The sequence below is a fragment of the Devosia enhydra genome, from assembly GCF_900119845.1.
In the GTDB taxonomy this organism is placed as follows: domain Bacteria; phylum Pseudomonadota; class Alphaproteobacteria; order Rhizobiales; family Devosiaceae; genus FPKU01.
The window spans coordinates 1,703,367-1,727,017 of the sequence record NZ_FPKU01000001.1 but is presented as its reverse complement, the minus strand read 5'-3'; the positions used below and the strand labels follow the sequence as shown (position 1 = coordinate 1,727,017).

Annotated in this window: 18 protein-coding genes; 7 read left to right on the top strand and 11 right to left on the bottom strand. The window is 62.8% G+C overall.

Annotation, left to right across the window (positions count from 1 at the left end; all coding sequences use genetic code 11):
- Positions 1–194: 194 nt before the first annotated feature.
- From sciP to BT183_RS08240, 3 genes are all read right to left on the bottom strand, one after another.
- On the bottom strand, positions 195–473 hold the full coding sequence (gene sciP / locus BT183_RS08250) for a CtrA inhibitor SciP (protein WP_072340817.1): 279 nt from the start codon (positions 471–473) through the stop codon (positions 195–197).
- A gap of 133 nt (positions 474–606) precedes the next feature.
- The gene (locus BT183_RS08245; protein WP_072340814.1) at positions 607–1,281 is read right to left on the bottom strand and encodes a flagellar hook assembly protein FlgD; all 675 of its coding nucleotides are present in this window, start codon (positions 1,279–1,281) and stop codon (positions 607–609) included.
- A gap of 9 nt (positions 1,282–1,290) precedes the next feature.
- Complete coding sequence (locus BT183_RS08240) at positions 1,291–2,580, bottom strand: flagellar hook-length control protein FliK (protein ID WP_072340811.1); 1,290 nt, start codon at positions 2,578–2,580, stop codon at positions 1,291–1,293.
- 256 nt (positions 2,581–2,836) lie between these two features.
- Between BT183_RS08240 and mnmA the strand changes: the two genes are divergently transcribed.
- Positions 2,837–3,991, top strand: coding sequence for a tRNA 2-thiouridine(34) synthase MnmA (gene mnmA, locus BT183_RS08235; protein WP_084603341.1), 1,155 nt, complete (start codon positions 2,837–2,839; stop codon positions 3,989–3,991).
- Positions 3,992–4,189: 198 nt separating this feature from the next.
- Here mnmA and BT183_RS08230 read toward each other — a convergent pair whose 3' ends face one another.
- Both BT183_RS08230 and BT183_RS08225 read right to left on the bottom strand, forming a co-directional pair.
- Complete coding sequence (locus tag BT183_RS08230; RefSeq protein ID WP_177282431.1) at positions 4,190–7,834, bottom strand: fibro-slime domain-containing protein; 3,645 nt, start codon at positions 7,832–7,834, stop codon at positions 4,190–4,192.
- A 121-nt stretch (positions 7,835–7,955) separates the two neighbouring features.
- Positions 7,956–8,282 (bottom strand): hypothetical protein, encoded by a 327-nt coding sequence (locus BT183_RS08225; RefSeq protein WP_143145706.1) that lies wholly within the window; start codon positions 8,280–8,282, stop codon positions 7,956–7,958.
- A gap of 448 nt (positions 8,283–8,730) precedes the next feature.
- Here BT183_RS08225 and BT183_RS08220 point away from each other — a divergent pair, with 448 nt between their 5' ends.
- Positions 8,731–9,753 carry a 2,5-dihydroxypyridine 5,6-dioxygenase NicX family protein gene (locus tag BT183_RS08220; RefSeq protein ID WP_072340801.1) on the top strand — a complete coding sequence of 341 codons (1,023 nt, stop codon included), beginning with the start codon at positions 8,731–8,733 and terminating at the stop codon, positions 9,751–9,753.
- Between the two features lie 535 nt (positions 9,754–10,288).
- Here BT183_RS08220 and BT183_RS08215 read toward each other — a convergent pair.
- The 4 genes from BT183_RS08215 to BT183_RS08200 all read right to left on the bottom strand — a co-directional run bounded on the left by BT183_RS08215 (position 10,289) and on the right by BT183_RS08200 (position 13,987).
- A complete protein-coding gene (locus tag BT183_RS08215; RefSeq protein ID WP_072340798.1) occupies positions 10,289–10,699 on the bottom strand; it encodes a hypothetical protein in 411 nt (136 codons plus the stop codon).
- A gap of 172 nt (positions 10,700–10,871) precedes the next feature.
- Positions 10,872–11,612, bottom strand: a complete 741-nt coding sequence (locus BT183_RS08210) for a PP2C family protein-serine/threonine phosphatase (protein ID WP_072340795.1) — start codon at positions 11,610–11,612, stop codon at positions 10,872–10,874.
- Between the two features lie 117 nt (positions 11,613–11,729).
- On the bottom strand, positions 11,730–12,974 hold the full coding sequence (locus BT183_RS08205) for an MBL fold metallo-hydrolase (RefSeq protein ID WP_072340792.1): 1,245 nt from the start codon (positions 12,972–12,974) through the stop codon (positions 11,730–11,732).
- Positions 12,975–12,976: 2 nt separating this feature from the next.
- Positions 12,977–13,987, bottom strand: coding sequence for a hypothetical protein (locus BT183_RS08200; protein ID WP_072340789.1), 1,011 nt, complete (start codon positions 13,985–13,987; stop codon positions 12,977–12,979).
- 250 nt (positions 13,988–14,237) lie between these two features.
- Here BT183_RS08200 and BT183_RS08195 point away from each other — a divergent pair, with 250 nt between their 5' ends.
- From BT183_RS08195 to BT183_RS08185, 3 genes are read left to right on the top strand one after another with little or no spacing between them, the layout of a single operon-like run.
- A complete protein-coding gene (locus BT183_RS08195) occupies positions 14,238–14,642 on the top strand; it encodes a helix-turn-helix domain-containing protein (RefSeq protein ID WP_072340786.1) in 405 nt (134 codons plus the stop codon).
- On the top strand, positions 14,642–14,836 hold the full coding sequence (locus BT183_RS20750; protein ID WP_072340783.1) for a hypothetical protein: 195 nt from the start codon (positions 14,642–14,644) through the stop codon (positions 14,834–14,836). The genes BT183_RS08195 and BT183_RS20750 overlap by 1 nt, the downstream gene beginning before the upstream one ends.
- Entirely contained in the window at positions 14,823–15,644 is an 822-nt protein-coding gene (locus tag BT183_RS08185) for an NYN domain-containing protein (protein ID WP_072340780.1), read from the top strand. Before BT183_RS20750 ends, BT183_RS08185 begins: the two co-directional genes overlap by 14 nt.
- A gap of 888 nt (positions 15,645–16,532) precedes the next feature.
- Here the strand turns inward: BT183_RS08185 and BT183_RS08180 are convergent.
- Positions 16,533–17,234 carry a c-type cytochrome gene (locus BT183_RS08180; protein ID WP_084603414.1) on the bottom strand — a complete coding sequence of 234 codons (702 nt, stop codon included), beginning with the start codon at positions 17,232–17,234 and terminating at the stop codon, positions 16,533–16,535.
- A 499-nt stretch (positions 17,235–17,733) separates the two neighbouring features.
- Positions 17,734–18,933 carry a hypothetical protein gene (locus tag BT183_RS08175; protein WP_072340773.1) on the bottom strand — a complete coding sequence of 400 codons (1,200 nt, stop codon included), beginning with the start codon at positions 18,931–18,933 and terminating at the stop codon, positions 17,734–17,736.
- 469 nt (positions 18,934–19,402) lie between these two features.
- Here BT183_RS08175 and BT183_RS08170 point away from each other — a divergent pair, with 469 nt between their 5' ends.
- Both BT183_RS08170 and BT183_RS08165 read left to right on the top strand, forming a co-directional pair.
- Positions 19,403–22,246, top strand: coding sequence for an SNF2-related protein (locus tag BT183_RS08170; protein WP_244545264.1), 2,844 nt, complete (start codon positions 19,403–19,405; stop codon positions 22,244–22,246).
- 127 nt (positions 22,247–22,373) lie between these two features.
- On the top strand, positions 22,374–23,519 hold the full coding sequence (locus tag BT183_RS08165; protein ID WP_143145705.1) for a hypothetical protein: 1,146 nt from the start codon (positions 22,374–22,376) through the stop codon (positions 23,517–23,519).
- Positions 23,520–23,651 lie beyond the last annotated feature (132 nt).

Below are 23,651 nucleotides of genomic sequence, written 5' to 3'. Positions count from 1 at the left end.
CGCAGCTGCCCCCAATAGGCAAAAATTACCGAGTGGATGGTAAACAAGTGGTTAACCACCGGTGCAGACTGCGAAATTGAGGCAGGTTCTGCCGGGTCGAAGGGGCTTGGCGGGATCGCGACGGGCGCAAAAAAGCCCGCCGGCGCGGGGCTGGCGGGCTGATCTTGCGGGCGGAACGACCGACAGGCGGGCGTTCAGCTTTCGCGGTAATGCTGGATCCAGGTGGTGCGCAATCCGGCAAGCCCGTGCTTGTCGATGGCAGCCTGCCAGTTCAGAAACTCGTCGACGCTTAATGTGTAGCGGTCGCAAGCCTCTTCGAGGCTCAGGAGACCGCCACGCACGGCTGCTACAACCTCCGCCTTGCGACGGATGACCCAGCGGCGGGTATTCCTGGGTGGAAGATCCGCAATGGTCAGCGGACTGCCGTCGGGCCCGATGACATACTTCACGCGGGGACGCATTTGCACGGTCATTCTACTCTCATACTCAACCTGACCTGAGATCGAGCATAGGCGGATCGCGCTTAAAATTTGGCTAAGCGAAAACTTACAACCAGTTAAGAAGTTGATTTGATTGAACTAGATCAACAGCAACCTGGACGTTGCATCAACCGCCCGAAGCGGTCTGCGTTGCCTTGACCGAAGATACGCTCGAGAGGTTGACGCGGGCATTGCCGATCAGGAGCACGGGCTCGGTGCCCGAGAAGTCGACGCCGGTGACCACGCCCTGCATCTGGGTCGAGACCGAGACGAGCTTGCCATCGGCATCGCGCGCATCGATGGAGATGGAATAGGTGCCATCGGGGCGGGCCTTGCCGTCGCTGCCCATGCCATCCCAGCGATAGACGCTCTCGCCCTGCGCGACATTGCCGCGATGGGTGTGCACGGCATTGCCCTGAGCGTCGCGGATGGTGACGGTTACGTCCGCTGCCTTTTCGGCATAAAAGCTCCAGTTGGCGCTGCCCCCGGCAAGTTCCGAGCGCACGCCCGAGGCCGTCACCGTTCTGCCGATATAGGAGACGGCCTGGCCGTTATTGCCGGTGGTGGTGCTCATCACCATGGCTTCGAGGAATTCATTGGTCTTGAGCTGCTGCTCGACCGACGTGAACTGGACGAGCTGGCTCGTGAACTGGTTGGTATCGAGCGGATCGAGCGGGTTCTGGTTCTTGAGCTGGGTGGTGAGGAGCGTGAGGAACGTCTCGAAATTCTCGGCGATGCTGGCGCGCGAGCCTCCGAGCCCGCTGGCCGCGGCCGTGGTGCCATTGATGCCGGTGACGCTCATGGGATGCTCCTAGGCGAGACGATCGACGCCGCCGGGGCTGGCGGTGCCGCGATAAAGGGTAATGGCAGCCGGATGGGGCGCGGCGGTATCGGCGTCGCCGGTGCTGCCGCCTGCCTCGGCGCCGCTGCCGAGGCCCTGCCGATGATCGCCGCCCTGGCCGGCAAAGCCGCCGGTGCCGCTCTTGAGCGAGAATTCGAGCGTGGTGCGGCTGCCTTCGAGCCCGGCCTGGGCGAGGGCGCGCTCGAGGGTGCGCTGGTCGCGCTGGAGCAGGTCGAGGGTTTCGGCCTTCTCGACGGTCAGCCGGGCATTGACCCCGCCGCCACCATCGATTTCGAGCCTGACATCGATGCGGCCCAGTTCAGGCGGATCGAGGCGGATCTGGAAACGGCTCTGGCCAGCCTGCACCTGGCGGGCGATCTCGAAGGCCACCTGCGGCACGGCGAGCTGCCCGAGCGCCTGCGGATAGGCGCCCTGACCGGGCCTGAGGGCGAGGCCCGCCTCGCTGCGCAGGTGCTGGTTGAGCATCTGCTGGAAGCTCTGCGGCCCATCGGTGGTGGTATCGCCCGATGCCTGAGAGGCGGTGCCAGCCTCGGCGGCGAGGGCGGCAGCGGCGGTCATCGCCTCGCGCACGGGGGAAGCGGAGCGCTCCTTGCCCTCGCGGCTGGTGGCGGGCGGCGGGCTGGTCGTTTCTGCCGCGACGGGTGGCGCAAGGCCCTGCGGCTTCTGGAAGCCCTTGTCTTCGGGCTTTTCGATCAGCGGTAAAGCGGGAGCCGGGTCTGTCACGGCTGCGGCCGGGCGGGCGAGACCCGCAAGGCGCTGCAGCAGCGCTTCGTCCGGTGCTTCGCCCGAAAGCTTAGCGGCAAGGCCTGCGAGCCCATCGGCCAGCGCCGGATCGAGTCCGCGCAGGGCATCGGCGAGAGTATCGAGCTGCTGGGTCAGCGGCTGGAGGGCGTTGGGTACACCGGCCAGGCGATCGGCCATCGCCTGATCGAGCGCCTGCTGCAATTGCGGGAAAGCGGCAAGGAGGCCGGCCAGCGGATCCTGCCCTTCGCCCGCCGCACCCGACAGCAAGGCGTCGAGCTTTTCGGCAAGGTCGGCGAGGAGGGCCAGCGGATCGGCCTGGTCGCTGCCGGGCAGGGCGGCGAGTGCAGCGCCCATGGTTTGCTCCGCCTTGCCGCCGAGCGCGCTGCCCAGAGCCTTGGCAAAGGCATCGGGTTCGGGCGCGGCGGCATCGCCCGAGGCGATGCGACCGGCAACGGCCCCGATCATCGGCAGCAGATTGGCGACAGGCAGGGTCACGGAGGGCTCCGGCCGGAGGAAATGACAGGTCTTCGATGTGAGGCCTTGCAAGGCCCTTGCCATCTGGCGGGATGAGGAAAATCAGAGGCTTAAGAAGGGCAGGGGCTGCGCGGGGACGGTCAGGGCGGCAGGTTGGGCCTCAGGCCCGGCAGTTTCTGCCGGGCTCCCCTGCCGCCTTTGCGGATTGCCCCGGGGCCTGGGGCGGTCTACAAGCCTGCCCGTTCGCTGGCCCTTGAACCCAACCGGACCCACAAAGATGATGCTCAATTCGCTTGATATCGCCAAGCCGCCCGCCGAAACACGCGTGGTGGTTGCCATGTCTGGCGGTGTCGACTCCTCGGTCGTCGCCGGCGTTCTCGCCCGCGAGGGTTTTGACGTGGTGGGCGTGACCCTCCAGCTCTACGATCACGGCGAAGCCGTGCATCGCAAGGGCGCCTGCTGCGCCGGCCAGGATATCCACGACGCGCGCCGCGTCGCCGCCCAGCTCGGCATTCCCCATTACGTGCTCGACTATGAGCAGCGCTTCCGCGAGGCGGTGATCGCCCCCTTCGCCAATGCCTACCGGCAGGGCGAGACGCCGGTGCCGTGCATCGCCTGTAACCAGAGCGTCAAATTCGTCGACCTGCTCGAAGTGGCGCAGGACCTCGGCGCGGACGTGCTGGCCACGGGCCATTACGTGCAGAGCCGGCTGGTCGATGGCCGGCGTCGGCTTTATCGGCCCGTCGATGCGGCGCGCGACCAGACCTATTTCCTCTTCGCCACGACCCAGGCGCAGCTCGATTTCCTGCGCTTTCCGCTCGGCGGCATGGGCAAGGAAGCCGTACGTGAACTGGCGCGGGAGTTCGGCCTCCTGGTCGCCGACAAGCATGACAGCCAGGACATCTGCTTTGTGCCGCAGGGCAAATATGCCGATGTCATCCGCAAGATGCATCCCGAGGCCCATGAGGGCGGGGAAATCGTGCATCTGGATGGCCGGGTGCTCGGGCGGCACGAGGGCATCGTCAATTATACCGTGGGCCAGCGGCGCGGGCTCGGCATCGCTTCGGGTGAGCCGCTCTATGTGGTCAAGCTCGACCACAAGGCGGGCCGCGTGGTGGTGGGGCCCAAGGAGGCTCTGCTGACGAGCCGCGTCAGGCTGCGCGACGTCAACTGGCTGGGCGAGCGACCCATCGCCGAGGCGGCTTCGGGCAACGGACTGCCGCTCGAGGTCAAGGTGCGCTCCACCCGCCCGCCACAGCCGGGAGCGGTGGCGCTCGCCGGTGGCAGCGTCGAGGTGACGCTCTTTGCCGGAGAATTCGGCATCGCGCCGGGCCAGGCCTGCGTGTTTTACGCCGATGACGGCCCGGAGGCCGAGGTGCTGGGCGGCGGTTTCATCGCCGAGGCCGTGCCCGCCGCGCTGGTGGCGGCGTGATCGGAAGAGATCGCACTTCCCAGCGGAGCGGCTGGTTGGGGAACTTTGCCGCGCCCCCCGGTCACGGCCGATAAGCAAAACCCCTGCTCTCCGAGAGGCGAGCAGGGGTTGGAGGACTGGTCTTTGCGGTGTTGCGTTTCCGGATCGTGAACCGGGATCCACTGCGTCCGGAAACGCGTCAGGCTAAGGCAGGGCCTCTCAGTCCGTGGGGCACTTGCCGATTTCGAACTTCGCCCTGGGATAGGCGACGACGTCGGTGTCGTAGATGCCCTGGCGGAACTCGCCGCCAAGCTTCAGGATATAGGCCTCGGCCAGCAGGTCGACCGCGAGCCGCCCGCCAAGCGCGCCCTTGATGCAGTTGGACGTGCCGGCGACGCCCTTGAGCTCGGCCGCGATGGGGAACATGCGGAAGCTGAACCCACCCTTCAGCGTCGCCAGGGCACTCTTTTTGCCGATGCCGATATTGGCCTGCGCGCCAATGCCGAAGGACAGGCCGCCCTGCACGATTGCCGTCACCTCACCACGCTTGAAGTCCTTGATGAGCTTTACGGACTCGTCCTCCAGCTTGAACCTCACCCCACACGGGATGATCCACTTGCACCATTCGGTCTTGGCCGTGATCTTGCCCTTGCTGGCAACGCCCAGCCTGACGGCCAGGGACGGTCCTTCGAGCTTCACGCCACCGGTCGCCGTCGCCGACAGATCCGGCTTCAGCTCAAGGTTGATCGGGATCGGCTTGATCAACAGCTGGAAGGACTTGCCTTCGACGTCGAGTTCGCAGGTGAACTCGCCACCGAACTCGACCAGCGGGAAGATGCCCGCCTGGATGCCGGCCTCGACATCCCATTTCAGTCCCGATTCGAGCTCGATCTCATGCTTGAACAAGGGACGGAACGTCGGCCCCAGGCTGAATTTGCCATCCGCCTGACCGCCGCATTTCATGTTGGAGATCGGGCTGAAGTCGAACTTGCGGAGATCATCCACCTTCGACCACTTGTCCATCAGGTCGACGGCCTTCGACCCCCTGCCACCGGCCTGAGCCACGAGGATGCGGCTATGGAGGTCGGTGAACGGCGCAACGCTGTCGCCCGGTTTGAGGGCGAACTTCCACGGCGCGACGTCAGCTCCGGCAACAGGCTCGGGCAGCCCATGGCGGCCGGACCCGGGCCGCATGAGGCTCGACTGCCGACCCACTTCGACCACGTCGAACGCGATCGGTGCGTCCTGCCCGACGACGATGGGCTGGTCGATGATCAGTTCGCCGCCCATGCGGACCTGGACACGCGCCTCGACCGGGGTTTCCGTCAGACAGGCCTTGTGGTTCCAGACCTCCACCAGATAGGTGCCGGCCGGCGGTTCACTCTGCCAGTAGACATTCTCGACGCGGTCGCTCGTCACGCCGCAATCGCCGCCGCGATCATCGACGTCGAGAAGGCCGCCACTGGGGGCCATGGGGGTCGACCAGTTGACGACGGCGTTGCCGGGATCGGTGACCCGCAGGTCGAGGTCGTCGCCACTCTGCCAGCTGAGCGTCACCTGGACCTCGCCGGTGCCGAGTTCGACCGCGGTGCGCGGCACATCCTCATAGACCGGGGAGGCGTCGTCACCGGCTTCGGCCAGCATGCCGATGCACTGCGGATCGTTCGGATCGAGCGGGTTACCCGTCGTCGGATCGTAGCAGATCATCTCGTTTTCAGAGCTGGCATAGAAGTAGTTGAACACCGCGCTCAGCGGCACATCGGTATTTACGATCGCCGTCGATACGCCCGCATCACTGGCCTCGCATACATCGATGACGCCATAGAAGCTGTTGTCGCCGGCGACGTCGGTGGTCGCGAGGAACGGCGTGCCCACGACACAACCGCCACCCGATGTCGCCGCCTCGGTGAGGCCGGCCATTTCGCTGCTGCTGCCGCGCTCAAGGCTGGCCGGGTCGAGCCGCACGCGCACCCAGTTCTCACCGACACGCTGCGCCTCGAGGGCCGCGAAATCGGTGGGCAGGATGGTATTGGCCGCCACGGCATATGCCGCTTCCTGAGCGCCCGGATTGGCCGTGACCGTCGTGAAGGTGCGGACCGGCAGGACCTCACCGCTAATCGCTGTGGAGAACAGGGTGAAGGTATATTCGCTGGCCGGCGCCAGCCCCTCGGCTGAGACCGCTGTCGCCGTCGGAGACGCGAGCAGCACCGGCGTGCCGGCACCCGGATTGTCGGCCGGAGTCTTCCCGTCCGTCCGCACCAGGATGTACTCAGCCACCTCGACGTCGGGCAGCGGACCCCATTCGAGGCTGACGCTGTTGGCCGTGATCTGCCGCACCACCATCGCTACGGCAACACGCTGCGTCTCGATGCTGAACGACACCGAAACGACCGGGTCCCAGGCGATATCGACTTCGGGCACAGTGATCTGGGTGGCGCTGACGTTGGAGACGCTGAAGGTGGAGAACTGGCCAACCGATGGCGCCGGGCTTTCGACCGAGTACGTGCCCGGTGCGAGTTCGACGATCGTGCGGGTCGCCTCTTCGTCGCCATTCACCGGGACGAGGGTGGCCTGGCCGGTGGCCTCATTGCGGAGGATGAAGACGGTGCGACTGCCGACAGCGGCGGTGCCGTCGCTGCTGACGAATTCGACGGGCGTTCCCCGCACGATCTCCGCGTCTTCGCCGGCCCAGGCGAGCTCGATCGGCCCGGTATTGGTCTGCGGCAGCAGATCGGCGGCAGGCGCCGCCACTGCGGCTGCAGGATCGTAGGGGATGCTGGTCCACAGCACGCGGTCGGGGGTGGCGAGCTGCAGCGCACCATTGGGCTGGAGCACCAGCCGGGCGGCGGGATCGGGGTTCTCCGTCAGCGCCGACCAGATGTAGCTGCCGTCCGCGGCATAGGCGGCGAGATTGCCGTCCTCCTGGAAGATGACCGTTCCGACGCGCGGGAAATCGACGCCCTGCGTATCGAAGCCCCAGACATAGCCGCCATCGGCCCGCGCCACGACGAGGTTGCCATCGGGGTTGAGGGTCAGGAAATGCTCGCCCGAAGGCGACCAGTAGCGTTGGCCGCGCACCAGTTCTGTACCCGGCTGGAGCGGCATCACCTGCTGCGTTTCATCGCCGACAGGCAGGCGCTCGGGCACCGGAGGCTGGATGTCAAAGCTCGTCTGGATGACGAAGTTCGATCCCCGCGACTGGCGCTCAGCAAAGAAGATGTCGATCGGGTAGCTCTCACCCGGGCTCAGCCCCAGCTCGCGCAGCTGCGCGCCGGTGATCGTCGCCGTTTCCGCCCGGTGCGTGCCCCCCAGGTCGATCCCCAGCCGGCCGCCGAAGAACACCCACAGGTCATCATCGCCGATAAAGGTGAAGTGGTCGGTGTCGTTCTGGAAGCTGAACTCACCGGCGAGCTGCATGGTGTAGTGGAAGTTGCGCGGCTGGTCCCTGGTGTCGAGGAACCGGCCGTCCTCGTTGCCGAGCAGCTCGTTGTCGATGGGGAAGAAGTCGTAGCGCTCGATGGCATAGCTGGCCGAGCCTGCGGGCGTTTCCACCAGCTCGAGGGCATAGGGCTTCGACATGTTGACGCCGGGCACGTCGCGGTACCACTGGTCGAAGTTTTCCTTTGACGAGAAGGCCTCGTTGCTCGGCCCCGCCCAGACCGGCTTGCCGTCGGGCCCCAATTGCTGTTCGACCTGACCCGGCATGACCGCGCCGCCCCTGCCGGTCTCGAAGTCCGGGTGCGAGCTGGAAAAGTCCCAGATCCGCCCCTGCATGACCTGCTGGGCGGAGGCGGAACTCACCATGAGCCCCAAAGCCAATCCGGAGAGCACGATACCGCGCCCAAAGTGTTTCAAATGACGCACAAAAATCTCCTGGCCTGCAGCCATCAGCGATAGGGACGCGCCAGCGCAGATCCGCGCGGCCGGGATTGCCTCGCGGCCCGCTGGCTGCCCGGCTGAAAGCTGCTGCTTGTCTGGTGTTGGATCAGCGCTCGAAGAGGCCGCTGATTTCCGCATTCTGGGAGGCCTTGTCGTAGGCACACACGACCTGGCGCTCGTTCGCGGTTCCCGCCTCAAGACCGACCATCAGCGCAAAGCCATAGGATTCGGAGCCATACGGGTCCACCTGGATGCTGGTGACGGCAAGGGTGCCGAGCGCTGCGCTCAGGCAGGCCTGCTGGACGTCCTGCTCGAACTCTGCCCAGGCGCCATCGCTGGATGCCTGAAGGGGCTGAAGTCCAGCCATCAGCATGATGAGTGAGCAGACGAGAACCGCCGCTTTACTGCGGCTGTTTGCAAAAGGCTTAGTCATTATTCGTAGTTCCCCAAGACAGTTTTATACACCCGGAGGTTTCCCCCTCGGACCCGCTCATCGTCAATGCGATGGAAAGCGCTTCCGGTTACCGGGATGACACTCATCGGTCTGGCTCCATGAACCGCAGATGAACGCAAGCCTCGGTGCTTGCCTTCGACGTCCGACGGGGGTCGTTGACGGGGCTTGCTGAGCAGCGGAGGCCGGCGCTCTTTCCCGGAAATAGCAGCCGCCGGCAAACCCGGGACGCTTCACCTGGCGCATGGGGACGGTGTAGCCTGAAAACCAGTTGAACCAGCACATCGGGGCCGGCCATGTCATTACTTGCCGTCGAGAACCAAAGTCTCGCGCGCACGCTTGTCGTCGGAACCGTTTTTTTTCTTCACGACAGTCCACAGGCCGGAGTGGCATTCGCCGCCACCACCCTGCTCACGCACGGGGCTCGCTGATGGCCTATGCGAGAACCTATGACGGGCCGGGCTTTGCCGCTGATCTGACGGCGCTGTTTCGTCATCAGCTTGCCGCATGCGCGCTGGCCGAGGGCGAGCTTTGCGTCGGCATCACCGATACGGCCTGGATGCCAGCCTATAGCGCGGCCTGCAGCGCGGCGGCGAGCGCGCTGGGCGCAAGGGCGGTTCAGGTCACATTCGGCTGGAACACGCCCCCCGATGCTGCCGCCCTCGACGCCATCTGCGCGGCGGCGGACCTCGTCGTCTACATGACCTCGCATACCCTGCATTATCGTCCCGAGATCGGCAAAGCCCTGGCGCGCGGCGCGCGGGTTTTGTGCTGCATGGAGCCGCCGCACGTGCTCGACCGGCTGCGTTTTGACACAAGCGTGCGCGACAGGGCGCTTGCCGGCGCGGCGCTGCTCGAGGCATCATCGCGCATCCACATCACCTCGCCGGCCGGAACCGACGTCACCATGGACAAGAGCGGCCGCCGTGGCCTCGCCGCCTATGGTGCCGCAGACGTTGCCGGGCACCTCGACTTCTGGGGATTGGGCTCTGTGCAGGCCGCGCAGATCGAGGGGAGTGCCGAAGGAACGATCGTTCTCGACGTCGGCGACTGCCTGTTCCATCTCGCGCGATTTGTCGAAGCGCCTGTGCGTATCCGTCTGAAAGCGGGCCGGATCGCCGCCATCGAGGGCGGGCTGGACGCGTTCCTGCTGCGCGAGGCCCTCTCGACGGCGGGTGACGACGCCGCCTGGGCTGCGGGCCACATGGCGTGGGGGATCGACCCCCGTGCGCGCTGGACGCAGCCCCTCGTCCAGACGCCCGACACCGGCGGTGGCGGCGCCGATATCGAGAGTTTTGCTGGCACCGTGCAGATCCAGTTCGGAAGCAATGACGACGTAGCGTTCGGCGGCCAAAACCGCAGCCGCGCCCATCTCGGCCTATGCCTGCGCGGCGCAACGCTTCGCCTCGACGGAACGCCCGTTGTAACCGATGGGCGAGCGGTTGGCACGTAAATCCGAAGGTCTCGTTCGGTTCGTCGAGCTTTGGAGGATTTGTCTGGGGTAAGGTGGTAGCGGAGGACCGATACCGCCAATCCCCCCGACCGCCGATTCCCATCAGCATTAAAGTGTAGCGGCGAGATGGTGCGCATCTTATGTCCGCTATCCCATCGTCGGTATGGGGCGCCCGATGGTGCGCTCGGTCACCTCTATCCCCTCCCGCCACGCCTGATGCCAGATCTCGCGAGCCATAGAGACCAAGGCCGCACGAGCACGGACGATCTCAATGAGGAGCTCCTCTGCGCGCCGTCGGCCCATTCTCAGAAATTGGAGCCTCCGGTAAACTTGGGACGCTTCAGATTCGCATGACTACGTCGGTTCACATTCCGGCCAAAGGTATCGCTGACTACGAACGTTCCTATGGCTCAGCGCATGAGCCTAAATCCCGACTGTCGGTTAGACAGTGTCGCTCCAACCCACGCGCCCATCGCGTCCTCGGGACAGTTGGGCTCAGCCTGAGTTGTCCTCGCGCGCAAAGGTTCCGACCGACCTAATTCAGGACGGTTACCTCAACCCAGTCGCCACGCGGACCGCGGCCATAGATTTCCACTTGAATGACTGCTCCACCATCAATTATCGAATGGGCAGCGTCCAATGAAATCTCGCCGTTAAGAAGCATTGTCTCGAGCGCTTGGCGATTTCCAGCGTCCGCAAAAAATGTATCTCCTTCGTCTAGCGGATCTCGTCGGCCAAAGCGGTGGTAATTGGCGCGATCCTGACGGATGATGGCCGCAGGCTCGGTCAGTCTGACCCCAGAAGAATTGAAGAGGTCGTGATAGTTTATTTGCGCTATATAGCTATCGATCAGCCCGCGTTCTGGAGCGCGTGTTATCAGTGATTGAGCGCTAACCTGCGAACTTATTGAAAGGCTCAGCAGCAGAAAGCGCCCGATCATTTTCATGACACCTCCCCCATAAGTAACGAAAAATGTTCCTATCATCGCCCACCTGAATAATAGTGCGTCAGGCTTTCAGATATAAGCCTTGCCGCCTCGCAGCGTCAATTGCGCCTGACACTGCCCTTGTTCCCAGTTTGTCCAAGACGTCGTCGAGTTGAGGAGACTGGCTCAGCTGTCATCTCCGACTGACTACCACCACTGTCACGTTATCGCGCCCGCCTGCGGCCAGGGCAGCATCGACCAGGTGACAGGCAGGATGCGAAGGGCCAGCTTCGAGGGCTCTGGTGATGGCGCGATCAGTAACCATGTCAGTGAGGCCGTCGGAGCAGAGAAGGATGATGTCGTCCGGTTTCAGGCGCCAGCGGGCGACATGTGGGAAGAGCGGAATGGGCTCGAGCACTCCGCCTATACACTGGGTAAGAGCGTGACTTCGGGTAAGAGCGTGACTTCGTTTCGCGCCCTGATCGAATGTGTGATCGACGCTCAGTTGCACGAGCTCACCACTCCGCAAAACGTATAGGCGACTATCCCCGATGTTAAAGCCGAGAGCGACATCGGGTGTCACACAAAACCCGACCGCTGTGCTGCCCATGCCAGATTGGCCGGCGCCAGAGGCAATCAGCTCATATATCGAGGCGTTGGCCTGGTTAAACACCTCCTCAATGCTGGCTTCAGTGGCGAGCATCTGAGGTATTCGGCTTATCGTCTCAACAACCGCCCGACTCGCAACATCGCCAGCGTCATGCCCGCCCATTCCGTCAGCGATGACCGCCCACCCTTCTGAAGAGGAGATGGTCCCCTGCCATTGCGCCCGTGGGCGACCGCTCACGAGGCAGCCAGGCGCCGCGAAGCTATCTTCATTGGCACGCCGAACGTGGCCCACGTCGGTGGCTGCCCAGATGGTTCTTTCACTCATGCTGCAACCCAGTCCGACGACCCCACTGATGAACTCAACACCAGACGTCCCATAGGAGCCTGGTTCCGCGCTCCGCTCCTCGCCGGTCGCAGGACGGACCGCTCCCTCGCAACACGATCAAGGCAGGGTCCAGACTTCGCCGTCTTGAAGACGTTTCATGCCGGGGAATGCCAGCCCCGGATCATCCCAGGCCACCCCATGCACCGGAACGACTGCCTTCGCGTTCATCGCGGTGGCAAACCTCAACAGGTCCGTCGGGCTAGCATGACCCGAGGTATGCAGCATAACTGCCACCGCGCCGGCTGCCTTGGCTCGAAACCAGCCGGATTCAGGATCATCAACATCGAGATAGCCGCTCCAGTTCGAGAAAGCGTAAGCGTCGGCAGCAGTGAAGGCCAAGCCGGCCTTGACGAAGTCGTCGAGCATTGAATCGCGGGTCATCACTATGGCTCGGTCACGAACCAGACGAGATCGCGAAATGGCGAATGGACTCCTTGCCATCTCCTCAACGAACTCGCCTCTTCCTTGGCGAGCGTAAAGCCGCTTCCCGCCAGGGGTGATCACGACTTTGAGCTCAGGAAATTCTGATCCGGGAGTTGGCAGGCGTGTTCCGGCAGAAACACGACGTAGAACCTCCGCTCCGTAAAGATCCACGACAAGCTTGCGGCCGGTCCGCCTGGCAGCTCGGTAGAGTGTCACGGTTCGGTCGATGTTCTGTGCCGACCATTGAACAAAGACATGTCGCTCCGTCGCTGCTGCCAGTTCGACGAATGCGTCTTCGAGTTCGCTTTCCTTGATGACAGGCTTGTTCGTTCGCAAGTTGGTGCCCTCGAGGATGAGGACGTCGAGATCGGCCGGCGGTGACGCAATAAGGGCTTCAACGAGACTGGACTTCCGCCCATGGGCACGGAAATCGCCCCCATACAGAATTCGCCGCCCGCCTTTCTCGATCATCAGCATATGGGCATCGATCGCCGAGTGGTCCGTAAGGATAGGCGTGACTCGATAGCCCGCTATCATCATGGGCGCCGGTCGGCTCGGCCACGTATTGATGTTGCGCTCCAGGGTGCCTCCGAAGAGCTCGCTGGACAGGCTCATAAGTTCGGCCGACTTTTCGCCGGCCCAAACCGGCCAGGATGACGGCAGCTCCTGGATCAGCCCCCAGTGGTCCATGTGAGAATGACTGAACACTACCGACGCCGGCCTCGACAGGTCCAGCGTTTCCGGCAGCAGCCCGGTCGCATCGCGCGGTGCATCCAGTGGGCGGCCCGCATCGAGGACCAGCCGATGCCCGTTCCCGTCGTTGATCTCAATGCACGATCCGCCAATGGAGCGCGTCCCTCTATGGACCGTTAGCTCCATGTTCAATTTGGCACTTGCTGCAAGGGCAGCAGCGGGAGCACGGCGGTCTCATCAAAGGGACCAACTTCGTGAACGGCGACGCCTTCGTTCTCCAGTGTGGCGCGATGACCATTTCGCTGAAAGCTATCTGCGCACTGCTGCATTCGGCCGCTCGCAACCTCCTCCCGATGACCTTCAGACCAATAGGTGCCGATCACGATGCCAGGCTTTGATACGATGGAAGGGGCCTCAGCATTTGCGAGCGAACGCCAAATGTCACCGCAGGGAGCAGTGCAGTCTTCGTCCTTAAAATGCCTGCAGATCCTCAGAAACACATCAGCTGTATTGCGGTAGGCAACGGCTACTTCTGAGAGGCGGTCCCCGACAGACACCCAGTCGGAGTATTTTTTCAACTGACCGATGACCTTTGGCGAGCCATTTTTCGCTCGAAGCTCAGGATTATTGGCGCACTTGGCTTCCCAGAAGGCAATGGCGGGGCGACTGGCCTTGTGAGCCTGGACGACAACCAAGTCCATGCGCGGAGCCACGGGGTCTTCCCCAGGCTGCTTATTTGCCGGAAGTGCCATCTCCAGGTCGATCACCCCGGCATTGGCGCCAACGAGATCATCGACAAATCGCTTTTCAGCGGAAGCGTAGGTTTCGGCCGTGGAGATCCAGCCAGTTAACAGGGCAATGGTATCACTCGAAGACAGATCCGCGCCGCGGAAGATGCGATAAGACTGGATATTCTTGGTCCTAGACGGGCTCCGGTCGCGCGCCTTGCCGTCGACATAGGCTTGGTGCACGTCGATCGTAGGCTCACCAGCGACAATCGATAGCTTCGCGACGGACTGCCCCTTGACGTAAAAATTGAGGTATTTATCCCGCAGCCCAATCCGCAGGCGGCCGTTGCCAGCGTTAGCCGCGCCCGGCAGGGCCCACATGGTAAACAGTTCGCGAACGGCATTATCGGGATGAGCAGCGTCCCATGCCGAGAGCGCGGCGACGTCAAACGAACGAGAAAATTTAGTCATAGGGTTTCCTCCGATCCCCTATATTCACTTGAGGGCCCGAGAAATTTACACCTGCCGGCTATAAATCATCGTCGTTGCCGATTTGCAACAGCAATCAAGCCGCCTAGGCTACCTGTCGACATTTGCGGCGCCCATTTTGTGGACGTCGCAATACGAAGTTTGACCCTCTCCCCTTAGCGTTCCCATCATTCTGATCTCTATAAGTCAGTCATGAGCACAGTAAGTGCTTGTGAGAAAACAAGGATCAGAGATGACAGCCGCACGCCCCTTTGCCGGAACGAGGCTTACCCGCTTCCTCGCCAAGCGCATTCTGGAGCTCAAGTCAAAGAAGACCCAAGCTGAGATCGCAACCGAAACGGGCTTTGTGAACCCCAATATGCTCGCGATGATCAAGGGCGGCAGCAGCCGTCTGCCTCTTGATCGGGTCTCGGCCCTGGCCAAGGCTCTGGATGTCGATCCGGCCCGCCTGCTGCTGCTCGCCCTCGAGCAGATGATCGGCAGCACCGAGGCGCAGGCGATCGTGTCGATCCTCAGCACGGCAGTGACCCGCAATGAGATGGCCTGGATCGAAGCTGTGCGCGAAGCCTCTGATCGCAGCGATCCGCCGCTGACCCGGCGCGGTCGGGCCGCGATCTTCTCGATCTGGGGGAAGTGATGGAGGCCACTGACCTGAGCCGCCGCCTTGTGCTCCTCAATGACCACGAGAGCTTCTGGCTCGATTGCCTCCGGGCTGCCTGCAAGGGCCAGGTGCCGCGGCCGACCCTGGCACGGGCCCAGGCGCTGCGGCGGCTGTTCTCGGCGCAGACGCCGCCGCTGGGAACCGAGGAGGCCGACCATGGCCAGCCCTAAGGAATGGCTCGCCCAGGCGCTGCTTGGCCTTGGGAAGGCGCTGGGCGGCGCATCCCGCAGCGAACCCCGTGTCGCCGTCCTGATCGACGGCGACTCCTTCAGTCCGCGCCTTGTTGGCTCGCTGCTCGACTACTCGGCGTCCATCGGGAGGGTGGTGACGGCGCAGCTCTATGCCAACTACGCCGCCATGACTGGAGCAGCATGGGTGGCGGCATTGAGGACGCACGGCGTCATCGGCATGCAGCACTTTTCCAACAAGTCGGGTAGGAACGGAGCCGATATCGCCCTGGTGATCGCAGCCCTCGACATCGTCCACAGCAACCGCGCCGACCACTTCGTCATCGTCACCAGCGATAGTGACTTTGCCGCGCTCGCCCATCGGCTCCGGCGTTCCGGAGCGGAGGTGCACGGGGTTGGACCTGCCAATGGTTCAAAAGCGTTTCAGCAGAGCTGCAGCGTCTTCGTCCCACTAGATGAACTTGCGAGCAGGACGTCGAAGCCCGCTACTGATCTGCCTGCACCACCAGCGAGATGGTCGCTCAATCCTGCCGATGCGGAGGAGGTCATCCTGACTGCGCTCATCACCCTGGGCGGCACGAGGAACTGGATCGACCTGACGACGCTCACCAGGAAGCTCGGCGAGATGGAGCCGCCCTTTGATCCCCGCGTCTACCGCAGACGTCGCCTCGGGCGGCTTCTTGACGAGCTCGAGAGCGTTGAGATCGACCGGTCGGCGAAGCAGCCACGGGTCCGGATCGCGTTGACCACCAGGAATGGCTCTGTCCCCGGACCGACATCGAAGTCCTAGGAAATCCGTGCCGGAGGCATGGGGATTCGTCGGGTGTCCACCGAGCTCCGGGCGCCTAACCTCCGCTGCGGATCGGCGGCACGCGAGGTTTTCATCTCCTTGGGGCACGCAGTGAGGTCCGCAGATCGCAGTAGGAAGGGAGCAGCAACAGCTGACACACATCGCACATGTTGACAAACCGCCAACATAGCCCCCCCAAACGTCAACTTCCGACCCAAAATACCCCTGAGGACCGTCACCAGCGCACCGCCGATGTAAACTCACTCTGTTTGCGCCTACAGAGTGCCGTAACCAGATGTTTCCCTTATGTTGACGCTTCCAGCCGAAATCGCAGTTTTGCCTGATCTGTCAACATACACACACTAGGAAGACGTTCGCCTGGGAGGCGCAGCCCCCCAAGGTCGGTGATCGTCACCGCGCAACGACACCAAAGCCACTAATTGCAGCGTCAGCGCCCAGGGAAAGGCCGAGGGCGACGCGGCCGAAAAGCTTAGTCAGACAAGGCAGAAATAGCTATTGAGCCATGGAGGCATAGGGAGAGACGGGTCGCCGACCGAGGCGAGGTCCGAGCATTCTGCCCCACGAGTTCGCAACCTGCCCATCCTGCCGGGCGGGCGTCGAAACAAGGACCGTTGGCCGATCGAGACGATGTTCCCGCGCTTTGAGTATTTCAGACTTGTCGCGATACGCTTCGACAAACTCACCAGAGGACTTCCTCTCGGCCGTCCACCTGGTTGCACGCACCCGGATGCCTGAGACCCTCCGCTATATGCCGCATTGATCTGCAGATGAGCGCTCACAGCGGTTTCCAGACTACCGAAATCCGGGCTTGGAACGATTGGCACCGCTTCAGAATCAGCAGGCTGGGAGACGACCCGCTCCGCTGCTTCACTCCACTTGGATGGACTGGAGATAGGCAACCAGGTCAGCGATGCGCAACGCGATCAGTCTCTCCCGCTCCTCGTCCGAGCCAACCTTCTCAAGTTCGTGCGCAAACAGACGAGCCCAAGGTGGCATTCTCACTCCGGTATGCCCGACGATGTCCTCGCGGCCATCGATGATAGCCCGGACGCGCTCCGTCGGGAACGTGCCTCCATTAGCGCTGGCAAGGTAGCCGAGGTCGGTGGCCGAGAACATGGCAGCTGCCGGAGTGTCGGCGCGGCCTTCTTTGCCATGACAAGTGCTGCAGTAGAACTGGAAGGTCAACTCGCCGAACGTCGCCGAGGCCGGGCGCTGAAGCGGATCACCTGGCGGCTTGATGCGCAAGGTTTCGAGACCCTGCAGATAGTCGATGATCGCACGAGCCTGGCTGGGATCGAACTCGAACTCCGGCATTGTCTCGTGCCCGGTCACCAGGCCTTCGACAAGCGCCTCCTCCAGCAAGTCGACGTCGTATCGCTCGTGGAGCGTCGAAAAGGGCGGCGCGCCTGGCAGAGGGCTGATGCCACCCTCCGGACCCACATCATGACACTCGGCGCAATAGGTCTGGACCAGCTGCCTACCGGCATCGATATCTTGCGCGAGCAGGGGCGCCGACGCGCATGTCACCGCGGCGATGGGAAGGCAGATGCAGCGAAACGGCAATTTCATGGCCTCCAGAGGCTGCGCACGTTGCGCAGCAACGCACGCCATCAAGAGCCGGGTCAAGCGAGATGGGTCGCGTGAGCCGCTTTTGGTTGCACGAAAATGTTGCGAGGTTGGTCATCCAGCCGGTGCCGATCGGCCGCGTTTCAGTCGCTGCATTGGAGGGAATGACGACCCCGCTGTTGGGTCTGGAGGCACTCACCGCTGCGATTTATAGTCGGGCCTGGCCGTCGAGATAAAGACGCCCCATCGGCACGAGAGCGGCTAGATGGCGACCGCATTTCGGTCTGGCGCAAGACGTCCGCCGAGATCAATGGCTGCAGCCTCCGCGGTCGTCATCAGCCCCCAGTTAGCCAGAGGGCCGGCGCGAGGCGACCGACGGTTGCAAGTTTTTCCTGTCACGAAACGAGCCTTTTCAGGCCGAGGCGGGATGAAGATCCCCAAGGAACGTCGAACAGCCGTCATTTTCCGCTCGATGCAGACCTTCTAACTGTCTTAGCGACTACTACGCCTCTTCCTCACCCCGTTCTCCCCTCAGCTTCCTCGAGAGGTTGGAGAGCGCTGTCTGGACGGTCTTGCAAAGTCCCTCGTAAGCGAACGCGGTGCCATAAGCTCCTGGGCCTGTGCGCGGCCGGCCGGGCAGCGTCCTTCCCAGTTTGGCCAGCGCTCTGCGGACGACCGGTCTCTTTACCGTGTCATGCTCGAGGAGCGTGAGATCCATCTTGGCTAACCCCGAGATCCCGGTCAGCAGGAACTTCTGGACACGTTGTCTCTCTTGATAAGCGGCCACCGGGCCTTCGCTGCCGGAAAGTGATCGCACGGTGGCGAGCTTGAACTGGAAGTATGAGCCCTGCAACGCTGCAAACTTGAAGCGTGCGACGTCGTTGATGTGGCGAACGCCCAGCTCCTCAAGCTTTCCTTGCCTGAGGGTCACTTCAACCCGGCATCGTTGGTCTTTTGCTGCCAGAACGTCGCTTGTGCCGGCAAAGGTGTTCTGGCGATCAACAACCTTGTCCATCACCCTGACCATGTCGTCCGAGTCGTCCGCACCGAAATATGTAGTCGTGTCCGCCACCGGGGAGCTCGTGATGTCATTGACGGCAAAACTGTAGGGGTCGCGACCAAGTGGGACCTTCTGGATGCGAGCCCACCGGTGGCCCCTTCCCCAAGAGTGGCGCGGCATACCAGCCTGTGCGGCGAAAACGTCCAGGCTCGGAGCCAGCTGCCTGGCTAATACGCCCATCATTCGCGCCCTCGCTTCGTCAGAGGGTGCTCTTGGTGTGAAGTCGACACTCACCTCCATCCCAATAACGACCGGTTCAGAGACGATGCCATGCTTGCGGTCTATCGCCGCGAGGATCCGGCGCAGCTTCGGGAAATCAGGCTCTTGGAACTTCACTTGAAATCGCGAACTCTCCTTACCCTCCCCTGGGCCTATCGGCTTGATGAAGGGGCGTCGACCAAATCCAGCGATGGCGTCCGCCAACCACTGCTGCTGCGTGATCCTGCTCAACTGCAAGTCGATTTCGATCCAGTCAATGACGGCCTTGCATGAGTATTGGTCTAGCGCAATCTCGGGCACGAGACCCTCTCGTCCGGCCAGACGTGCCTGGCGATGACCGGGCGCTACCTGCCTGTAATTGAGCACCACAGGGGCCTTATCTGACTTGAAGTAGCGCAAGGCGACACTGTGTATTTTGGTCATGGGAACCGTGCTGAACAACGCCGGGCATGGACGCCGGTGATCGACCTACACCGATTCGCCGCGAAGTCTCCCCGAGCGACACCCGGCACGTCTTGGAGCCTCGTTCCCCTTGAAGCCATCAGCAGAGGCAGTAGCGGCCTTGTGCTCGCATGTGCATGCCTCGATCTTGCAAGTCTCACGAGCGGCCCGTTCCTAAGGGACGGCAGGCGGGGACACTGATTTCCCCTTTGCTGGACAGTGTTCGAGCAGCCCAAAGAGACGGTTAGCGAGCTGCTTCGCCTGCGCATCGACGGCCGAGGAAACGATGGCTGCCCAGAATGATTCGGGATCATGTAGCGGAGACGGCAACTATTGGCCCGACCACCTAAATGCAAGCCATATTGGGTCACCTCTACAACACATGCCGCCGCAGCGTCAGGTTGCGGCAGCGGGTTTTTCGGATAGTCTGTCCGTCATTGAGGGAAGTCAGTTGATCGCGTATTCATTGTTGCAGGGGCATTACCTAGCCCATCACCTAACCTTGGCCGGCTCCGGCGACGAGTCGCTGACCAGATCGCTGGCCGCTGCGCGCGTCGACATGAACCCGCACCAGGTCGATGCGTCTCTCTTCGCGCTGCGCTCGCCGCTGTCGAAGGGCGTGCTCCTGGCCGACGAGGTCGGGCTCGGCAAGACCATCGAAGCCGGCCTCGTTATCGCCCAGCGCTGGGCCGAGCAGCGCCGCCGCATTCTCCTGATCGTCCCGGCGTCCCTGCGCAAACAGTGGCAGCAGGAGCTGGCAGAGAAGTTCAGCCTCGAGAGCACCATCGTCGAAGCCTCGACCTACAAAGACCTGAAGGCCAATGGGCACGCTCGGCCTTTCGCCGCCCTGCGTGGCGTCGTGATCAGCAGCTACGAGTTCGCGGCTCGGAAGGCAGAAGAGCTGAAGAAGATCACCTGGGACGTCGTGGTCATCGACGAAGCGCACCGGCTTCGTAACGTCTACAAGAAGGGCTCCTCAATGCGCGCCAAGGAGCTAAGGGAGGCATTGGACGGCAGATTTAAGGTGCTGCTCACGGCGACGCCGCTGCAAAACTCCCTAATGGAGCTCTACGGCCTAGTCTCGGTGATCGACGATGACCACTTCGGTGGCGAGGACTCGTTCCGGACCCTCTACGCCGGCGCCCGTTCGAACCCAGCATCGCTAGAGGCGCTTCGAGAACGGCTGCTGCCGATCTGCCATCGCACTCTGCGCAAGCAGGTGCAGCAGGCCGGCCACATCAACTTCACCCGCCGGCACGCCAAGACCTTCAGCTTTGAGCCCGACGCCAACGAGGTGCTGCTCTACCAAAGCGTGTCCTCATTTCTGCAGAGCGGCACATCAGTCGCTTATGGCGACAAGCCTAACCAGCTCGTGCACTTGCAGGTCATGAAGATCCTCGGTTCATCGACCTTCGCCGTCAGCAAATATCTCGAGAAGGTCATCGAGCGCCTCCAGGTTAAGCAGCGCAGTATCGGCATCGATGTGTCCGACGACCTCGACGCGTTTAACGAGTTGGCCGACGAATTCGATAATGAGGATGAGGAAGAGGAAGAGGTCGACCCCGAGAAGCTCAAGCGCGAGATCCTCGAGCTCAACGAGTATCTGAAGCTCGCCCGATCCATCGGCAGCAACGCCAAGGGCCAGGCCCTGCTGAACAAGCTCCCCTCTGTCCTCGATGAGATCATCGCGCGTGGCGGGGCTCGCAAGGCTGTGATCTTCACCGAGAGCGTTCGCACGCAGACCTACCTCAATGATCTCTTGGTCAAGAACGGTTATGCGGGCCAGACCGTGCTGCTCAACGGCTCCAACACCGACCCGCTAAGCAAGCAGATCTACGAGGAATGGAAGGCACGTCACCCAGACAAGGCCGAGCGCTCAGGGTCGAAGAGCGCCGACATGAAAGCGGCCATCGTCGAGGCCTTCAAGAGCGACGACAAGACTATCCTCATCGCTACGGAGAGCGGCGCCGAGGGCATCAACCTGCAATTCTGCTCCCTGGTGATCAATTACGATCTTCCGTGGAACCCGCAGCGTATCGAGCAGCGTATCGGCCGCTGCCATCGCTATGGCCAGAAGATCGACGTCGTCGTCGTGAATATGCTCAACCTGAAGAACCAGGCGGAGCAGCGTATCTATGAGCTCCTGAGCCAGAAGTTCCAGCTGTTTGACGGCGTCTTCGGATCCAGCGACGAAGTGTTGGGCACCATCGAGCGTGGCATCGACTTTGAGCGCACTGTGCTCGAAATCCTGCAGCGCTGCCGCACCGACGACGACATCAAGCGCGAGTTCGATGAGCTCACTGAGAGCCTCAAGAGCAAGATAGACGACGACATCAAGTCCACCCGCGCAAAGGTGCTGGAGAACCTCGATCAGGATGTGGTTTCCCGGCTCAAGGATCGCCAGGGAAGCGTGCAGCAGGCGATTGGCGACTACACCCGCCGGCTGCTGCTCGCGGCCCGTGCGGAGCTCCCTGGAGCTGTTTTCGACGAACCGGGTGCGATCCGCTTCCGGCACGACGGCAAAACCTACACCACGATGTGGCCGGACGCCGACGACCGTGGTTGGGAATTCTTCCGACTGGCGGATGGTAATCTCGCGACGCAGATGCTGGAGGGCGCCCGCCAGCGCGACCACAAGGGAGAGGCAGCGGCACTGACCCTGTCGCCCTCACTCTACCCCTTCCCCGGGCAGCTGGCGGACGTCGCCAATCTCAGGGGGCAGTCAGGATGGCTGCAGGTCTCGCGAGTGACGGTGACGCGCAACGGGGCACCGAAGGATACCATCCTCCTCTCATGCCTGACCGACAGCGGCGAACTGGTGGAGCCCGCGACAGCCGATCGCCTGCTTATGGTCCCCGTCGTGGCCGAGAGCGTTGCCAGCCTGCCCGGTGATCGCAGCAGGCTCGGCATTGTGGAGGAAGAGCATCTCGAGGAGTTCAAGCGGCGGATCAACGAGGAGAACGCCCGGTGGCTCGATGAGGAGGAGTCGCGTCTCGACAACTATGCCAGGGACCTCGAGGTTGAGCTCGACGCCCAGATAGCTGCCCTCGAGGAAGAGATCAAAGAGATGCAGCGCCGGCGCCGCTCCCCCGAACTGGGCATGGAGGAGAAGCTAAAGCTCGGCCGTGACATCAAGCGGCGCGAGGGCGCCATGGACGATCTGAAGCTCTCCAAGTTCGAGAAGCGTAGGGCGATCCGTCGTCAGGTGGGGGACATGATGGACGAGATCGCAGAGAGCCTCACCGTGCGGCCAGTTACCACGCACCTGTTCACGATGCGCTGGTCGGTGGTTTAAAATGACATCAACCCGGGTGATCCAGAGGTATCATTCCGGGTCGTTGCCGTTTGCGGTGGACGTCTTCCTCGACACCTACGAGGGACCCGGATGGGTGAGGCGGCAGCTCCGCGGACGGAGTGGATGGATGCAGATCTCGCACGCCAAGATGGAGACGCCGATCAGCACTTGGCGAAGCACCCTGATCGCAGCACGCACCGACGATGGCGAGGCGTTGGGCCTGCAGGCATCCTCTGCGTTTCTCGCGATGCGGAGTTCGGGGCCCCAGGAATTGGACGAGGTGCCCCCCGACGACCTCGACACCCAGAGCGAGATGCTGTTCTGGGACTTCCTCGGCCGCTGCGACCTGCGCCACTTGGCAATGCTGCGAGAAGCGGAGGCCGAAGCAGCAGTGCGCGTAGCTACTGAGCAGGCGAGGGGCGAAATGGTTCTTGCCGAGGCCGATGCCTACATCGCTACGCTGCGGCGCCAGCGCCGTTCCCCTGACGCCACTGAGGAGAAGCGGAGCCGCCTGGGCGAGTTGGTGGCCATGTTCGAGGAAAAGCAGTCGGCGGCTGCGGCATGGCTGGTGCGGCGGCTCGCCGGAATTCGGGAGGGGGTCATCACGCTCGAGGCTGACGTCGTCATGGCGCTGGCGAACCATGGCGAGGTCGAGGAGCTCCAAACAGTGCGCTGGACCGCAAGGCACCGCTTCGACCGCGTCTACAGCCAGGAGCGGTCAGACAGCTTCTTCCTCGGTCCCAATCCGCCGCGGCGTCGCAATCGGATTGCCGAGGCCCGACTGGCCTGGGATCGGCAGTATGACGATGAGAGCAGCAAGGACAGGCGGGCCCGACTCGACATGCTGCGCGAGGAACGGCGCCGGGAATGGACAGAGCGGATCGAGCAGAGGCGGCGCGAGGAAGCCGAGCAGGAGGCAAAGCGCGAGGCCGCGAGGGCTGAATTCGCACAATGGTCGAAAGAGCAGCAACAGCATGTCCGGCACGCCAGACGAGCCGCCAGGTTCGCCGAGATCGAGACGGCGCGTGAGCAGAAGCGCGAGGCACGGCGCCAGCTGAAGGCAAAGGGGCGAGCACGAAGTTTGACACCCGAGGAAGGCCACGACCTTTCGGCCAGCGCGAAGATGATGCAACGAGCTGCCCGTCGGGCTTCACTTCAGTCAGATGAGCCGATCGACAACGCCGCCTGCAACCTGCTGGGGCAGGGCGCAGTCAAAGCGAAGACCGACATCGACGAGTATCACGACTGGATGAAGGGCGTGGGCCTCGTATAGCGGGGCTGCCATTGGTGGTGGAGGCAACAGGGTGGGAGCCGAATAGCGAGTGCCCGTTCATGATGCACTGGTGGATGGCGTGAATGCCTCCCGAGAAGCGCCTGATAGGATAGTGAGATTGAAGGAAAAGCG

What these genes read in the sequence shown, in the direction of transcription:
- sciP (WP_072340817.1), bottom strand. Translation starts at nt 473, where the DNA reads ATGACCGTGCAAATGCGTCCCCGCGTGAAGTATGTCATCGGGCCCGAC.
- BT183_RS08245 (WP_072340814.1), bottom strand. Translation starts at nt 1,281, where the DNA reads ATGAGCGTCACCGGCATCAATGGCACCACGGCCGCGGCCAGCGGGCTC.
- mnmA (WP_084603341.1), top strand. Translation starts at nt 2,837, where the DNA reads ATGATGCTCAATTCGCTTGATATCGCCAAGCCGCCCGCCGAAACACGC.
- BT183_RS08225 (WP_143145706.1), bottom strand. Translation starts at nt 8,282, where the DNA reads ATGACTAAGCCTTTTGCAAACAGCCGCAGTAAAGCGGCGGTTCTCGTC.
- BT183_RS08220 (WP_072340801.1), top strand. Translation starts at nt 8,731, where the DNA reads ATGGCCTATGCGAGAACCTATGACGGGCCGGGCTTTGCCGCTGATCTG.
- BT183_RS08215 (WP_072340798.1), bottom strand. Translation starts at nt 10,699, where the DNA reads ATGAAAATGATCGGGCGCTTTCTGCTGCTGAGCCTTTCAATAAGTTCG.
- BT183_RS08210 (WP_072340795.1), bottom strand. Translation starts at nt 11,612, where the DNA reads ATGAGTGAAAGAACCATCTGGGCAGCCACCGACGTGGGCCACGTTCGG.
- BT183_RS08205 (WP_072340792.1), bottom strand. Translation starts at nt 12,974, where the DNA reads ATGGAGCTAACGGTCCATAGAGGGACGCGCTCCATTGGCGGATCGTGC.
- BT183_RS08200 (WP_072340789.1), bottom strand. Translation starts at nt 13,987, where the DNA reads ATGACTAAATTTTCTCGTTCGTTTGACGTCGCCGCGCTCTCGGCATGG.
- BT183_RS08195 (WP_072340786.1), top strand. Translation starts at nt 14,238, where the DNA reads ATGACAGCCGCACGCCCCTTTGCCGGAACGAGGCTTACCCGCTTCCTC.
- BT183_RS20750 (WP_072340783.1), top strand. Translation starts at nt 14,642, where the DNA reads ATGGAGGCCACTGACCTGAGCCGCCGCCTTGTGCTCCTCAATGACCAC.
- BT183_RS08185 (WP_072340780.1), top strand. Translation starts at nt 14,823, where the DNA reads ATGGCCAGCCCTAAGGAATGGCTCGCCCAGGCGCTGCTTGGCCTTGGG.
- BT183_RS08180 (WP_084603414.1), bottom strand. Translation starts at nt 17,234, where the DNA reads ATGAAATTGCCGTTTCGCTGCATCTGCCTTCCCATCGCCGCGGTGACA.
- BT183_RS08175 (WP_072340773.1), bottom strand. Translation starts at nt 18,933, where the DNA reads ATGACCAAAATACACAGTGTCGCCTTGCGCTACTTCAAGTCAGATAAG.
- BT183_RS08165 (WP_143145705.1), top strand. Translation starts at nt 22,374, where the DNA reads ATGCAGATCTCGCACGCCAAGATGGAGACGCCGATCAGCACTTGGCGA.